Here is a 15,197-nt window from a genome sequence, read left to right on the forward strand (position 1 = left end):
ACAGAATTGCGTTGAAATGCGGAAGTGCTGTTAAAATTTTTAATTTATCTGACAAAATACAGGAAATTAGGATGACCGCCAATAAAGTGTACCGAAAGCAGCTTTATCGTCAAGGTGTTAGAGGTTAGAAGCTAATGGGGCGATTCGAGAAGCAACCAGAAAACCCAAGAATCAGAGGTGAGCTATCCAGAGCAGCAGAAAATGCGCTTTGGGCTGTAGTTGAAGACTTAGAAAATCTTCAGCAGAATGTCCTCAGAGGCTTGCAGGAAGACGTAAAGCGGCTTCAGTCAGAAAAAAATCGGTTATCTGATGAAATTCAAAGCTTGGTAGAGGAAAAAGAGCATTTACAACAAGTGCGCCAAATCACTGAGCAGCAAGTATTAATTCGGCAACTGGCAGAAGTTCTGGCAAAGCACATATCATCACAACTGCAATCCTCTCTGGCAACTTTAGCTAGCCAAAACATAGAGGGCAAATCTTACGAACAAGCTGCGCTGAAGTCTGCTGAAGTGAGCAGCAATGTAGTAGGTGAAATTAATGCAAAAGTCGAACACATGTTTGACAGTTTGGATGACACCGTTACTGTTACCTTTAATTCGCTACAACAGGAATTGAAGAACTATCAAAGTAATCTTTCCCAGCAGTTGTCACGGATGTATAGCCAGCAGCAGCAAGGGGAAACCATTTTAACGGAGTTTGTTAATCGCCTGCATGGAGAACTAGAAAAAACTATAGAAGAAACTTCACGTAAACCAGCAACAGGAGGTATACCTACTGTTTTGCAGTTTACGGAACCAGAAAAAAACAGTTCTGTTGAAACATCACTGCCAGAGTTTGAGGAAGTAGTAAGAAATTCTCTTGAGCCAATTTCCCCGATTCCCAATCAATTTTCACCAAGGGAAACGACATCAGAACCTCTGTCTATTACAGAAAAGGTTGCAAATCCAATTTCTGTACTCAGCAAGGATTTGTCGCAAAACGAAACAACATCAGAACCGCTGTCTATTACAGAAAAGGTTGCAAATCCAATTTCTGTACTCAGCAAGGATTTGTCGCAAAACGAAACAACGTCAGAACCGCTGTCTATTACAGAAAAGGTTGCAAATCCAATTTCTGTACCTAGTAAGGATTTGTCAGAAAGTGAAACGACATCAGAATCTACTGCTGCTGTAGTTCCACCACCACAAGACAATGCTAACGAACCCATTTCTGTCCTCAATCAGGAATTGCCAGAAAACGAAACGCCACCAGTGCCTCCGCTCGCATCTGTGCTACAGCCGAGAATAATTCGGCCTTCGCAAAAGCTAAATATTACTGAACCAATTTCTGTCCTTCGCAAGAACGAATCGCAGAGCAAAGCTAAATCCTCATCAACTACTGCGCTAGAACCACCGCCAGAAGAAAAACCCCCACAATCGCGATCGCCTAATTCCTCTGGCTTATCAACACTGCAAATCGGTTTCTTGTTAATTGTCTCATCGGTAGTGGTATCGTCGCTTTACAACGTAGCCATCAAGGTGATTTTCCACGAAGGTTCCCAGATTTTTGGGGTATTAGAAGTAGAGCAGTTACTACCGCCGACTTTGGGCAATACTCTGTTAATTTTGACGCTCCGGTTTATGGTAGTCGTACCACTGATGGTACTTTTGTCTCCGATGTTGCACCCAAGATTGTGGCAAGACTTGGAAAACTTGGCCGCTTCAGTCCGAGGCAATCCTACGCCTGCTAATGCAGCTACCAAGCAGATTTTGATATTGTCCATTGTGAGTGGATGCTTTTTGTTTTTATCTCAGGTGCTAATCTACATTGCGATCGCTCAAGTACCCACCGGAATGGCGATCGCACTGTTCTTTATCTATCCGATGGTTAGTGGTTTATTGTCGTGGTTTCTGTTTCGCGATCGCCCCACTCTATTCCGCATCGCGGCGATCGCGGCAATTTGCTGCGGCGAATTGTTGGTTTTAGCGGGTTCTCCCAGCATCGGTATCGGTAATAGTTCAATGGGTAGCAGCACCGCCATTATTTCGGGTGTGGCTTTTGCTGCCTACATAATTTTGACGCGAGTCTGTGCCAGCAAACTCCATCCCGTGACTTTTACTTTAATTAACTTCACTACCATGTTGTTATTGAGCTTTATCTGCTTGATGCTACCCTTACCAAGCAATTGGAACTTGGTAGTAGTTGACCCCACTAAAATGCTGGAACTAGTTTTAAGCGCGTTTATTTTGGGTGTGCTAACTCTTGCCGGCTATTTGCTCAACAATATTGGTATTGGTAAACTAGGAGCCTCGCGATCGGCGCTCATCGGTGGTAGCATCCCAGTTTTAACCGTGATTTTAGCTGGGTTAATCATTCAAGAAAATTTGGATATTGTGCAAATTCTGGGAGTGTTATTTGTAACCTTTGGCGCAGCGGCTTTCAGCTTTGAAACAATGCGAAATCAGGTTAAACCCTCTAATTCCACGAATTAAATGGCGAGTTTAATCAGCTTAAGTGTGATGGGAGCTACTTCACCTCCCATTCACTCAGGATCGGTTTTGAAGCTAATGCGTCCACTTGTAAGTTTTATAAATCAAATATCCCCGACTTCTTCGAGAAGTCGGGGATTTAAGTTTTCACCAATGATTATTCGGAATCCTGTATCCCACATTCCGCACCCGGAACTGTCACAAAAGAAATAGCAAAGAATTGTGGGGTTAGTTTTTGATTTAAAACCAAAATTGGAGAGATGGAAATTTAAAAATCAAACCAGAGTTTGCGAAAATAAAGAATCGGTATAAAAAATGCTGCACTAAAACGTAGAGTTACTAAACATAGAGTGAGTAACTCTTGCAAAAATTAGTAAAAGTAAAGCTTAATTAAAATAATAATCAAACTAATAAATAGTAGCGACGACAAGTACTAGGAAAAAATTGTAATATCCATAATCTTTCATCAGAGAGGTTTGATATTTGTGAAACACTATTAACAATTAATAAATGAATACCTTGGAAACATTGAAATATCCACCTGAGAGTGGGGCGGTCTGTTGGTTTACCTAATTGATTTTTTATTTCCTGGTTTTGAGCTAATAAAATTCCACGTAACTGTCGTTGTCCTAAAGTATAAACCAACAAACATAACCCCATAATCATTGATAAAGCTTCAATGCGCTCCGGTGACTTAATAAATATGCTATCTGTTAAGAATAAAGGGTCTTTTAAGAAAGCAAAGCCTCTTTCACATGATTGTTGAGCTTTATATTCCTTAATCATGTCAGTGTGGCTTAATTGGGATTCATCAATAATATTAGTTGCTAAAATAAATTTTCCCGAAGCGCGATTTTCAAGTTCAATTGCTGCTTTATCTTGCTCTAATTGCGCGGATATCTGATAGTAATATTTCCAGTCATTCTGATTGTTGTTTTTGTTTTTACCTTGAGGTTTTAACTGTTTCTTAGATATTTTAATTTCAGCCAAACAATGATATTTTAATTGCTCTGATAGATGTAATGCAGCTTTCTTGGCATCTCGATGACAAGCAAATTCTTCATTACATAATTTTGTGAGCTTTTGATGAGCATTTATTTGGGCTTGCTGAACACGGCGCATCAGCTGTTTAGAATCTGCTTTTTTCCGTTCTTGGCTTTCAACTATCAGCCATCTTTGCTCGATCCCGGCATAGTTACTAGACTTGACTATATATGAATAACCTGTTATTTCACTTTGGATTAAATCTTTGGAGTCTATTCCTAATAGTATTTGCTTGGCTAACCCCACTGTCAATGGAACTCTGCATAACCATTTGAGGCTTTTCATCAAATTCAGGTTTTCGGCACTATATAATGCGCTGTCTGCTACCATTAACGCATCTATATCAATATTTTCTCGAAAATTCACGAGAGTTTTCGCAAAGGTTTTCGTATCTGATTGATTTCCTGACGCTGCTTTTAAAAAGATGGGAATATCCCCATCACTGCTACAAATTAACTCTAGAATAAATTGTTTTAAGTCTGGTCTATGATCTCTTGAATAACCATAAGTTATATTTATTGGTTGTGGTGCTAACTCTAGGAGCTTATCTTCATTTTCTGTGGGAGCATTTCTTTCAAAGGCTACTTCGGGTAAACCAGTTTTATATTCTCCGTGCAGATGCAATGAAGAAGAATCTAAGTGTAGCGATGATAAATCTACTCCATATTTTTTTACTGCTGCTAACGCTATTAAAGTGAAGATTCCACTTAATCCTTTTAAATATAATTGGTCTAATACTCTTCCTAGTCTGTCGTCATTTAAATGTTCTGGTAATACTCCTTCTCCTATCAAGTGTTCACAGGCATAGCTATCCATATATTTAGGAAACATATATAATGTTCCAGATACAAACCCTAACCCGTTTAGTATCATTGCTTTGACCGCCTGACCCGCACTCACTTTAGACTGCGGGTGCTGTCCAAGTATTTTATTTATTTGGTCTACCAACCCTATTTCATCAATAATTCCTGCTACTATCCCCAGGTGATTTAAATTTTTTACTTCAATGCTCAAAGGCGAATTCATTTTCACACTATATCCCATCAACTATTTTTAGCTTTTCATGATGGAAGCTTATAGAGTGCTAATTTTATTTATTTTTTGACTTTTACCCTGATTCTGGCTATTAACTTTACTTCTGGGTTTTTCTTGTCTCAATTTCTACCAGTAGTTTTAATTTACTTACTGCTTTCTCTGTGTGCCAGTTTTAGGTGCGGAATGTGGGCTGTATGGGTGCAGATAAAACTTAGGGACTGACAAATAAAAAATATCCAATTAACTCTTGTGGGATGAGCAACATGAGCGCCCAGATAAGGTCGGCAAGATCCACCCCAATACTGCTCGCTTTGTGTATTTTTAACTCGGAATTGGGTTTGGGGAAATACTTTTCGGGTTTTGGGAGAAAGGGGAAGGGGTAAAGGTAAATTCAAACCCTTACCCCTTCCCCTTTAACCTTTCCCCAGATCAAAAGAGAGATTGTTGGGTTTATCCGAATTGTATTACAAAAATTACATCTGTAGAGACAATATCCTGTAGACGCAAAGTAGCTTCCTACAGGATATTGTCTCTACTATCAAAGCAATCTTTTCGGCTATTGTTTGCGTAAGTCCTATAGATAAGTGAGCAGTAATCAGAATAACTTGACTTGTAATAAATTTTTAGGAATTTAGCCTGATACAGGTAGGGAAAACACGTATATGTAAGCAGTATGAGTAGTACTGACTCCAGCTATTGAGTACGAGTACTTGCTCAGAGAGGAGATTTGCAAGGAGTCAACACCATTGATCGCATTTTGGAACTAGGAAATCCAGAAGTAGCAGAAATGTTTAAAGTGAACTGTTTTTTCAACCTGGAGATGCCATTGAAACAACCAGTATTTTCATACCACAAAAACCCCTGCAAGTAATGCGGAATTAAAATTTTCTCATTTCTATGCTCTTGTGTTTGGTGAAATGGTATCTTTATTTCTGTCGTTCTTTACTAGTTAATGCGGTCTCCGTAGGCGTAGCCCACCGTAAGTATCGCCCAAATACTCTAGAAAAAGCTTATCCTGCTTTTTTAGCAACAAACTATCTACGTAATTCAAGTCTCTCAAATATATAAAATAGCGAGGTAAAAACATAATTGAAAATAGGCAATGAATTAGTTAAATCATGAAAATTTAAAATTCTTTCATGAAAAAAATATAAATTCATTGAAAAAAAGTCTCTAAATAATCATCTTATGGAATCCAAGATGTTTTATTATATATATGACTAGTAACTAATCTTTCGGTTCCTAGCACGAGCAACAAAGCCTTGTAGCTACGCGATTTAGTCGAAATTAATCGCAGCTTTATGTGTCAGATTACCCGTAAAAAAAGATAGATTGGACTTAAATTTAGGAGGAGAAATGAAAATATCATCAAACCTTGATTTAGTCACAATAGAAAGTATTTAAATAGCGTCATTCATTTATGAAATCAAGAACACATGATTTTATTCCGAAAGCAAAAAACAGTGATATGATGAGGAACAATATTTGAAAAACAACAGGTATTTTGAAATTGGAATTATTTGCTCTACTTGATGTCTATTATTTTCCCTCAAGCCAACGGCTGGTAATGCCGAGACATCACTGGAGGTTGTGAACGGTATGATAGTTCACAAAGAGCTATGTGGCTCAACCTCTAAATATGGCTACACCTGGTAAGCGATTTATTTTTAGACTACTCCCAATTATTTCTAGTAACCTGTGTACTACAAATAATTCGCCAAAGCTGAAAAATCCATCTTTTACTAGTAACAGATATCCCAGATAAACTGCACAAACTAGTTTTTACTCCGAGTCGGCATAGTGCCATAATTAGGTGTAAGCTGCTTGAGATTGTTACTCTTAAAAGACGAAAAAAATCCAGAAAACTGAAAAGCTTTGTAGATTAATTGCAACATAGTTGACTTTTGGGAGATAAACCGCCGTTAAGCTTGATTTGATGGTATCTGTAATTTTCCGGTTAGATGCAGAGACAGTTATAGTCACAACTACCGAATCTGCTTTTGTACCAGAAAATATGCGAAAATTGTAGTTTGTGCTACCACCGATATCATCGTTATCGCATACTAATATAATCTGAAGTAAAGACAGCCTTCAGCCAGGTGTATACTACCTATTTTCACTCGATTAAAAATTTGTAAACGTGCTATTCAATTGTCTGTAATATGAGTAACGACATAGATCTGATCAAACGTCTTGGCCCCAGTGCGATGGATCAGATCATGCTTTATCTGGCTTTTAGTGCCATGCGGACGAGTGGGCACAGGCATGGGGCATTTTTAGACGCAGCCGCAACAGCAGCAAAGTGTGCAATTTACATGACCTATCTAGAGCAGGGACAAAACCTGCGAATGACAGGGCATCTGCATCACTTAGAGCCGAAACGAGTAAAAATTATTGTAGAAGAAGTCAGACAGGCATTAACAGAAGGCAAGCTGTTAAAAATGCTGGGTTCTGATGAACCCCGCTATCTAATCCAATTGCCTTATGTCTGGCTAGAAAAATATCCTTGGCAACCGGGGCGATCGCGCGTTCCTGGTAGCAGTCTGACAAGCGAAGAAAAAAGACAGATAGAGCAGAAACTACCAAGTAATCTACCTGATGCCCAATTAGTTAGCTCCTTTGAGTTTCTGGATTTGATCGAGTTTTTGCACAAGCGATCGCAAGAAGACTTACCACTCGAACACCAAATGCCTCTAAGTGAAGCTTTGGGTGAGCATATCAAGCGCCGTCTGCTTTACTCAGGAACAGTAACGCGCATTGATTCTCCTTGGGGAATGCCCTTCTACGCACTTACCCGTCTTTCTTACACCCCAGCAGACGATCAAGAACGCACTAACATCCTGGTAGAAGATACCGCTCGGTATTTTCGGATGATGAAAAATTGGGCAGAACGGCAACGAAACGCCATGCGCTTACTGGAAGAACTTGATATCCTCCCAGAAAAAATGGAGCAGGCTATGGAAGAATTAGATGAAGTTATCCGTGCCTGGGCAGATAAATACCACCAAGATGGCGGTATTGCAGTCATTTTACAAACAGTTTTTGGCGAAAGAGAAGACTAGTGCAATGTAGCGGAAATTTATCTGTCTTTAACAAGGGGCTTAAGCCCCTTGTTTAGTATCGCCTCAATCAATTACAAAAGACTGTAATTTAATTAGTGCGCGGCTGCGTTGGTACAACTGGTTGCGTTGGCACAACTGGTTGCGTTGGAAATGGTGTAGTCTCGATACTCGGACTTGATCCCGCAGGACTGAGAGTCGGAGGTGTAGATGAAGATGAAGCGCCAAGAACGCTGTCACTAGCATCGATACAAGTATCTAACACCTGAGTAGGGGGAAGGTCGATTTTACTACGCAACCCAACTACGCACTGACCAAAACGCACAGGCAACAAACTACGACCACAGTAATTTAAAGCTTCTGGATTAACTGCTTCTTTAGTAATTGAGCTAACACCGACTACACAAGTAGCTAACTCCTCAGGACGGCGGGCCTTTCCACAAGAAGAAAGCGCATCTGTTGCGGCAATTTGGGTCTGCTTCTCAATCTTAACCACGCAAGCAGCCAAATCCCTGGGGCGCAGTGCCTTTGCACAAGCTGGGGATGCCGCTTCTGCCGTGACACCCACGCTTAAAAGTCCAGCGGCACAGACACTATAATCATTAGTGTAAGAGGCAGCAACAGCCACATTAGGCAAGATTGTTGTCAACCATCCAGCTACAGCCAAAACTGGTACTATTAAAATCCTAGAGGTGGAATTGCTTTGTTTGTTCTTAGCTTTATTAACCACTTTTTTGCTCATTGACATTGCCAATTCTCCAAACACCCAAAGTTATGCTAACTCAAATCTCTTAAAAATCCTCTGTAATCCAAGAATTTCGGCGGTAGTAAAGTTATAGATATAATTAATCATGTCGAAAGTTGTGTTAATATAACTGTTTGAAAGATAAGTAGGCAACGTAAAAAGTATTTCAGAGTAAGAATACTGCGTAAACCAATCTGATGATTGAGTAGCCTACGAAACTAAATAAACACAAAAAACTTATTGGCAAGAATACGGCGGGGCACGTCGGAATTCAAGCTTGGAAGCTAGTACGTCGGCTTTGCCGAATTAAACAACTGGCAAAAAAAGATGCCTCTACATTGGTAGGATACGTCATACCAAAGCAAGCAGTCTCAAAAAACCAAGAATCCCCTGATTTTTAATCGGTGGAATGTCAAAATGGAATGTCTGAGTAAAGTTTAAACAGGATTAGATTAAGGAAACTCATGTCCCGATATAGAGGGCCACGCCTCAGAATTGTCCGTCGCTTGGGCGACTTACCAGGATTAACTCGTAAAAGCGCCAGACGCGCTTACCCACCTGGTCAGCATGGTCAGAACCGTAAAAAACGCTCTGAGTATGCCATCCGTCTAGAAGAAAAGCAAAAGCTCCGCTTCAACTACGGTTTGACTGAAAAGCAATTGCTCCGCTATGTACGGAAAGCCAGACGGGTTACTGGTTCTACCGGACAAGTGCTACTGCAATTGCTAGAAATGCGCTTGGATAATACCGTTTTCCGCTTGGGTATAGCCCCGACTATCCCAGCGGCTCGTCAACTGGTAAATCACGGTCACGTAACTGTTAACGGTCGTGTGGTGAATATTGCCAGCTACCAATGCCGTCCTGGTGAAGTAATTGCAGTTAGGGATCGGGCACAATCCCGGAAGTTGGTGGAAGCTAACTTGCAATATCCCGGTTTGGCAAACCTCCCCAGTCATTTGGAGTTTGACAAAAATAAGTTGGTTGGTAAAGTCAACAGCGTTATTGAGCGCGAATGGGTGGCACTACAAGTTAATGAACTACTTGTGGTGGAATACTACTCACGACAAGCGTAATAGTCATTTGTCCTTAGTCATTTGTCCCTAGTTATTTGCAAAGGACAAATGACCAATGACTAACCGCCAATTTGCGACATGGTGCGAGTATATGTACCTGTAACACCAGAATCGCGCCCTTTAAAGTTAATTTCTGACTTGATTCCGAGTAAATGTCTGACCTGTTCTTGTAATTGAGCTGTGCTGACACCAGAACGTAGGGCAGTTTTTAAATCTATTTGACCAGTTTCATTTAATAAACAGGGACGCAGCCAGCCATCTGCACTCAGGCGCATCCGATTACAACGATCGCAAAAACATTCTGACATCTGACTAATAAATCCTAGTGTCCCCTTCGCACCGGGAATTTGAAAGACATCAGCAGGACCAGCACCACGAACTTGAGATTCTGTCAAGCCCCAGCGATCGCGAATGCGTTCTCGTAAATCGGCTGAAGATACCCAACCGCGATCGCCAAATAAATGCATATTACCAATAGGCATAAACTCAATAAATCGAACATGCCACTGTTTATCAATTGTCAGGGCGGCTAAATCGAGAACTTCGTGGTCATTAACGCCAGGAATCACCACCACATTCAGCTTTAAGGGGTCGAATCCGACTTGATGGGCAGCTTGAATTCCCTGCCAAACTTGCTGCCAACGAGAACGCCCCTGATTACCAATAATTTGATCAAAAATGTCGGGATCAAGAGAGTCCAGACTAATATTAATTCGTCGCAAACCAGCATTGTAGAGGTTTTGTGCCATCGGAGCCAGCAAAAAACCGTTGGTAGTCATTGAGATATCTTGAGTTTGGGGGAGAGTTGCGATCGCACCGACTAAATCCACCACCCGCGGACGCAATAAGGGTTCACCCCCAGTCAAACGAAATCGGGTAAAGCCGACTGGAATAAATACTTCTTGAATTAAGGTGAGTAGTTCCTCATCAGTTAACAGCTGTTGCTTAAGAATATAGTCCAGTTCTACTCCCTCTGGCATACAGTACTGACAACGAAAATTGCAGCGATCGATTAAGCTAATGCGGAGGTAATCTACCTGGTTCATCGTTTTATTTTTATTGTCTCTGATTAATTAAAGACTTTACAAAGGTGGTTTACCCCTTCTTACTATATTTGTTGTAACTCAAAATACCGTACTCCCCCTTAAGTGGGAGTCCACAGATTGTGGCATAATAAGCCGATCGCATCCACTAGTTAGTCATCAATCGTGCAAGATACCGACTCCATCAACGACCTTGCTGCTGCTCTACTACAGCCAGCCGATATCAGCTTTGAACTGCCCGATCCAGAAGATGAACAGATTCTAGAGTCAGATTTTCAACAGCAGCTAGAAATAGCTTGGCAGGTGTGCGATCGCTTTGATTTGCAAACTGAAATCTGGCGGGGGCGAATTTTACGGGCGATCCGCGACAGAGAAAAAGTAGGTGGTGACGGACGCGGTACTGGCTTTCTGCGATGGCTAAAAGAGCGGGAAATCAGCAAAAGTCAAGCATACTCCTGGATTCAATTGGCGAATAGTGCCGATACTCTGATTGAAGACGGTAAACTTGACCCCGGTTCTGTGAACAATTTCAGCAAACGGGCATTTGTTGAAACCTCCAAAGCAGTGCCAGAAGTGCAACAGATGGTGAGTGAAGCCGCCCAAAAAGGCGATCGCATCACTAGGCGCGAAGTCCGTCAACTCAGCGATGAATGGACAGCCATGTCCTCAGATTTATTACCAGAAGCAGTTAAAGAAAAAGCCGCAGATAACACCCTTCCCCCGCGCTACATCGCCCCTCTGGTGAAGGAAATGGAAAAACTGCCAGAATCGCATCAAAAGTTTATTCAAAAGGAAATAGCTGCCAATCCTGATGTAGATACCTTGAAACAGGTAACTACCGAAGCGCGTAACTTGGCGAAATATCTCAAAGGGGCGGCTCAAGTTCAAGCGCTGACGAAGGAAGATGTTGATATTGAAACAGCCTTAGAAGAAGCGCAAAGAGTCGGCTGTTTGAGCATTGCTGCTGATTTGGTAAATCAAGCATCCCAAATTGAACAAACGATCGCTAAATTGTACATGACTTGGAAACGCATCGGGAATTTAGCAGATCGATTATATGTAGATACTGGCGCAAGTACACCCAACTTGCGATCGCTCCTCACTTGCTTGGAACCTCTGGGTGGTGAAATTATGGAATTGCAACTTAGTGGTGCGACTGAACACACTATTCGTTTGCAAATTCAGGAGACGAGTTAGGGCAATACTGATCGGTTAAGACAAGAGACGTGATGAATCGCTGTCTTTACTATACTCAGTGCTGTTAGCGGTAGCGGGGCATTTAGCCCGTGCTGAGTAAGAAGAGGAGTACTCAGTACTTTCGCACTTGGGTTTTGCCCCGCCCCTTGTGGGCGGTCTTTCAAATCAGCACTCAACACTCGTCACTCATCACTCTTCATAAGATATCTGGATTTTCCCCTAGTTCTCTTAATCTAGCCGCTAAACGAGCCGCCTGTGCAACTGCTGCTTCTGCCTGTGCAACTGCGGCTTCTACCTGTATAGCTGCGGCTTGTGCCTGTGCAATTGCAGCTTCTTCTGGTAACAAAACCAAATTGCCAGCCACATCGTAAAACCGCAACCATATTGCCGTTTCTCTATCTATTGTTCCCTCAATTGTCCCCAACCATAAACCTAAACGCTTAGACCATAGCCATCCGCGATCGTTTGGGGTCAAAGGCTGATATTGCTGATTATCATCTAAATGCCACCCTTGCAAAGAAATAGGATCAAAGGGATCGTAAACAAAATAATCTGAGGTACGGAAAGTTTGTTCGTAAAGATTTTTCTTAATACCCTTGTCTATTGCTGCCGTAGATGGTGACATTAATTCTACGATGACATCAGGATAACGACCATTTTCTTCCCAGACTACCCAGCCTTGTCTTGAGTTATTGCCGTCAACGTTTAGCACTGCAAAGAAATCTGGGCCTCGGAAATCACGGTTACGAACTTGGGTACTGCTGTAGTAAATAAACATATTGCCCCCAGTGAAGAAATCATTGCGGTCAGCCCAAGCTTGTTGCAATGACCGAATCAACACATTCATAGCAATGCGGTGGCGATTTGATTCCAAGGGTTCACCATCATCAAAAATTAAATCTGTAGGTGGCATGGGGGGTTCCCAGTCCACAATGGCTGCTGGATTTGTCTCAGTAGTCATGAGCGATCGCCTTTCTCAGAAAGCCTTAGATTTCTATCATAATCTGCCGAGAGCTTCCTGAATTAAGGCGTATAGATGAAGAAGAATTCAGGAGTCAGAATTCAGAATTCAGAATACTCTAGCTATCAAGGGATACAGTTTTAACTTGTTGTTTAAAATTCAATCCTAGTTTCGCCCACAAGGGGCGAAAGCGCATAGCGGGACGTACCCCTACGGGGATCTTGCTACGCGGTAGCGTCTCTTAGAGTTGTACGATTTTAAACCAATATTCATTACCCAGTAGTACAGAATTCATACTGTTAGCGAATAGCTAAGGTTTAGCCAGGTTTGACAACGATTTGTTGCAGTTTTAAAAGCATATCACCTCAGAGAGTTGATGTAGCGAGGATTATCTGTAGCAGATGAAATTTATAAATCAATTTTATTAAAGTATATCGTTTCTGAACATGAGTTTAGGACTTAGCCAAAATGAATAGTTGGAAAAATATTTCTATCAGTAATGTTTAATTTACCTTGTTAAAGGAATACGGATGGTAAACTCTGTGCCATATCCTGGAGTAGAATCAACTTCAATAGTTCCTGTATGTTTATCTACAACAATTTGATAAGCGATCGCCATTCCTAATCCGATTCCTTTGCCCACTGGTTTAGTAGTAAACATGTGGTCAAATACTCGATGCTTCACATCGTCGCATATCCCAATACCATTATCGTAAATTTGAATGATCGCGTAATTACTTGATTTGTCAATTTGGGTTTGGATTTTAATTTGATTAGGGTTAGTTTTAAGTTCCTCAATACTCCGTTTTTGGCTAGCTTCTTCTAGTGCATCGATTGCATTTACCAGAACATTCATAAACACCTGATTCAGGCTCCCTGCGTAACATTCTACTAGGGGTAAATCACCGTATTTCTTAATTATCTGAATTTCTGGTAGATTGGGTGTGGCTGTGAGACGACGATTCAGAATCATCAGAGTGTTGTCTAATCCTTCATGAATATCTACGAATTTCATATCTGCTTCATCGAGGCGCGAGAAATTACGCAGTGATAGCACAATTTCACGAATCCGCTTAGTTCCTACTTGCATTGATGCCATTAGCTTAGGTAAATCTTCTGCCAGAAACTCAATATCAAGGTCTTGGGCGCGATCGCGAATTTCGGGTGTAGGATTTGGGTAGGTTTGCTCATAAAGCTTTAGTAAATCGAGAATGCCTTGGCTGTATTCATTGGCATGGTTGAGGTTGGCATGAATAAAATTAGCAGGATTATTAATTTCGTGTGCCACCCCAGCAACCAATTGTCCTAGACTAGACATTTTTTCGGTTTGGATGAGTTGAGATTGGGTATTTTGCAGTTCTTTCAAGGTTTTGCTGAGTTTCTGCGCCTGTTGGCTAGAAATCAAAGCGCGATCGCGAATCTGTTCATATAGTTGCACCTGTCGCCATGCACCGATCAACCCCACCACCAGCAATCCTCCCAAAACCGTAGCTAACAGGTTCAACGCCTGCAATGGCGATTCAATATTTTCTTGTGGCACAATCAACGCTACTGACCAATTTGCCTCTCTGAGGGGAGTGTAAGCAACATAGCTCCATTTACCATCTAATTGAGTTAATTTAATATTTGTGCGTTTAGCTACCATTTGTTGAGTAATTTCAACTAACCTGGGATTGGGTGAATTGAGGAAACTCTGGGCAGTTTTTTCGGGCGTACCGATTAGTCGTATGTCAGGATGAGCGATAGGAACTCCTTGAGAATTCAGTGCAAAGGCATAGCTACCTTTACCTTGATGTAAATTGCTGATTACCTCAACTACCCGATTAATTTCAATCCCTCCCATCAACACACCTGCTGGCTTTGTGCCTGTTTTGGCAAGAATTGGGGAACTAATCTGAATCTGTAACTGATTGCTTGTGCGGCCAATAATTGGATCGGCGGCTACCGTTTCACCCGCCATACTCCGCTGAAAAAATTCCCGATCTTTAACATTGGGACGACCCCCTTGAGTATTAATTAATGCACCATCTGGTGCGCTCAAAGATATGAGCAAAAACGTTTGCAGCCGCTTCAACTCAGATTGCAAGTAAGGTTCCATCACTGACCAATCTAGCGATCGCACCACTGTAGAATTTGCCAAAGTTTTAATTTCTGTTTTCCGAATGGCCAACCAACTATCAATATCATTTTGACCTTGGTGTGTTTTTAACAGTGCTTGCTCTTTAAGACTATCAAGTAACAATCCCTTAACAATCTGGTAACTAGTGATTGCGGTGGCGCTAATACTAATTGACAAAATTGCTACAATTGATAACAATATTATGCTTCGTGAATGGTATTTTAATGAGTAGTAATCCTTGTCAGTTTTACCATACCGTTGGGGCATGATTTCCAACCATACTTTCCACAATTTAATTATCATTGTTGCTTGATTCCAAGTTAAAATTTAAAAGGCAAAAATCAATAGTGCTGATTAAACTAAAAACTAGTTAGTACAGCTTTACATAAGGTTGTAAATTTTTTAAACGCAAAGGTACGCAGAGTTTTGCCAAAGTTAATTCGCTATAAATTA

General features: G+C 41.2%; 9 protein-coding genes. 4 read left to right on the top strand and 5 right to left on the bottom strand.

Translation table 11 applies throughout. The features are described from left to right. The first annotated feature begins 134 nt into the window (after positions 1-134). Positions 135-2,471: an EamA family transporter gene (locus FD723_RS11810; RefSeq protein ID WP_179065513.1), complete on the top strand. Its 2,337-nt coding sequence runs from the start codon at positions 135-137 to the stop codon at positions 2,469-2,471. Positions 2,472-2,870: 399 nt separating this feature from the next. On the opposite strand, the gene FD723_RS11815 is transcribed toward FD723_RS11810, so the two are convergent. After that, positions 2,871-4,538, bottom strand: coding sequence for an IS1634 family transposase (locus tag FD723_RS11815; protein ID WP_179063859.1), 1,668 nt, complete (start codon positions 4,536-4,538; stop codon positions 2,871-2,873). Between the two features lie 2,171 nt (positions 4,539-6,709). Between FD723_RS11815 and hetR the strand changes: the two genes are divergently transcribed. Continuing rightward, the gene (gene hetR / locus FD723_RS11820) at positions 6,710-7,609 is read left to right on the top strand and encodes a heterocyst differentiation master regulator HetR (protein WP_179065514.1); all 900 of its coding nucleotides are present in this window, start codon (positions 6,710-6,712) and stop codon (positions 7,607-7,609) included. Positions 7,610-7,697: 88 nt separating this feature from the next. On the opposite strand, the gene FD723_RS11825 is transcribed toward hetR, so the two are convergent. Continuing rightward, the gene (locus FD723_RS11825) at positions 7,698-8,354 is read right to left on the bottom strand and encodes a hypothetical protein (protein ID WP_179065515.1); all 657 of its coding nucleotides are present in this window, start codon (positions 8,352-8,354) and stop codon (positions 7,698-7,700) included. 461 nt (positions 8,355-8,815) lie between these two features. Here FD723_RS11825 and rpsD point away from each other — a divergent pair, with 461 nt between their 5' ends. Continuing rightward, complete coding sequence (rpsD, locus tag FD723_RS11830; protein WP_012408407.1) at positions 8,816-9,424, top strand: 30S ribosomal protein S4; 609 nt, start codon at positions 8,816-8,818, stop codon at positions 9,422-9,424. A gap of 59 nt (positions 9,425-9,483) precedes the next feature. Here rpsD and moaA read toward each other — a convergent pair whose 3' ends face one another. Next, positions 9,484-10,470 carry a GTP 3',8-cyclase MoaA gene (gene moaA / locus FD723_RS11835; RefSeq protein ID WP_179065516.1) on the bottom strand — a complete coding sequence of 329 codons (987 nt, stop codon included), beginning with the start codon at positions 10,468-10,470 and terminating at the stop codon, positions 9,484-9,486. A 162-nt stretch (positions 10,471-10,632) separates the two neighbouring features. On the opposite strand from moaA, the gene FD723_RS11840 reads away from it, so the two are divergent. Next, positions 10,633-11,664: a hypothetical protein gene (locus FD723_RS11840; protein WP_179065517.1), complete on the top strand. Its 1,032-nt coding sequence runs from the start codon at positions 10,633-10,635 to the stop codon at positions 11,662-11,664. A gap of 196 nt (positions 11,665-11,860) precedes the next feature. Here FD723_RS11840 and FD723_RS11845 read toward each other — a convergent pair whose 3' ends face one another. Both FD723_RS11845 and FD723_RS11850 read right to left on the bottom strand, forming a co-directional pair. Then, entirely contained in the window at positions 11,861-12,625 is a 765-nt protein-coding gene (locus tag FD723_RS11845; protein ID WP_179065518.1) for a Uma2 family endonuclease, read from the bottom strand. Between the two features lie 508 nt (positions 12,626-13,133). Further along, positions 13,134-15,047: a cache domain-containing protein gene (locus tag FD723_RS11850; protein WP_179065519.1), complete on the bottom strand. Its 1,914-nt coding sequence runs from the start codon at positions 15,045-15,047 to the stop codon at positions 13,134-13,136. Between the last annotated feature and the right edge of the window lie 150 nt (positions 15,048-15,197).

It is taken from the genome of Nostoc sp. C052 (assembly GCF_013393905.1).
Taxonomy (GTDB): domain Bacteria; phylum Cyanobacteriota; class Cyanobacteriia; order Cyanobacteriales; family Nostocaceae; genus Nostoc.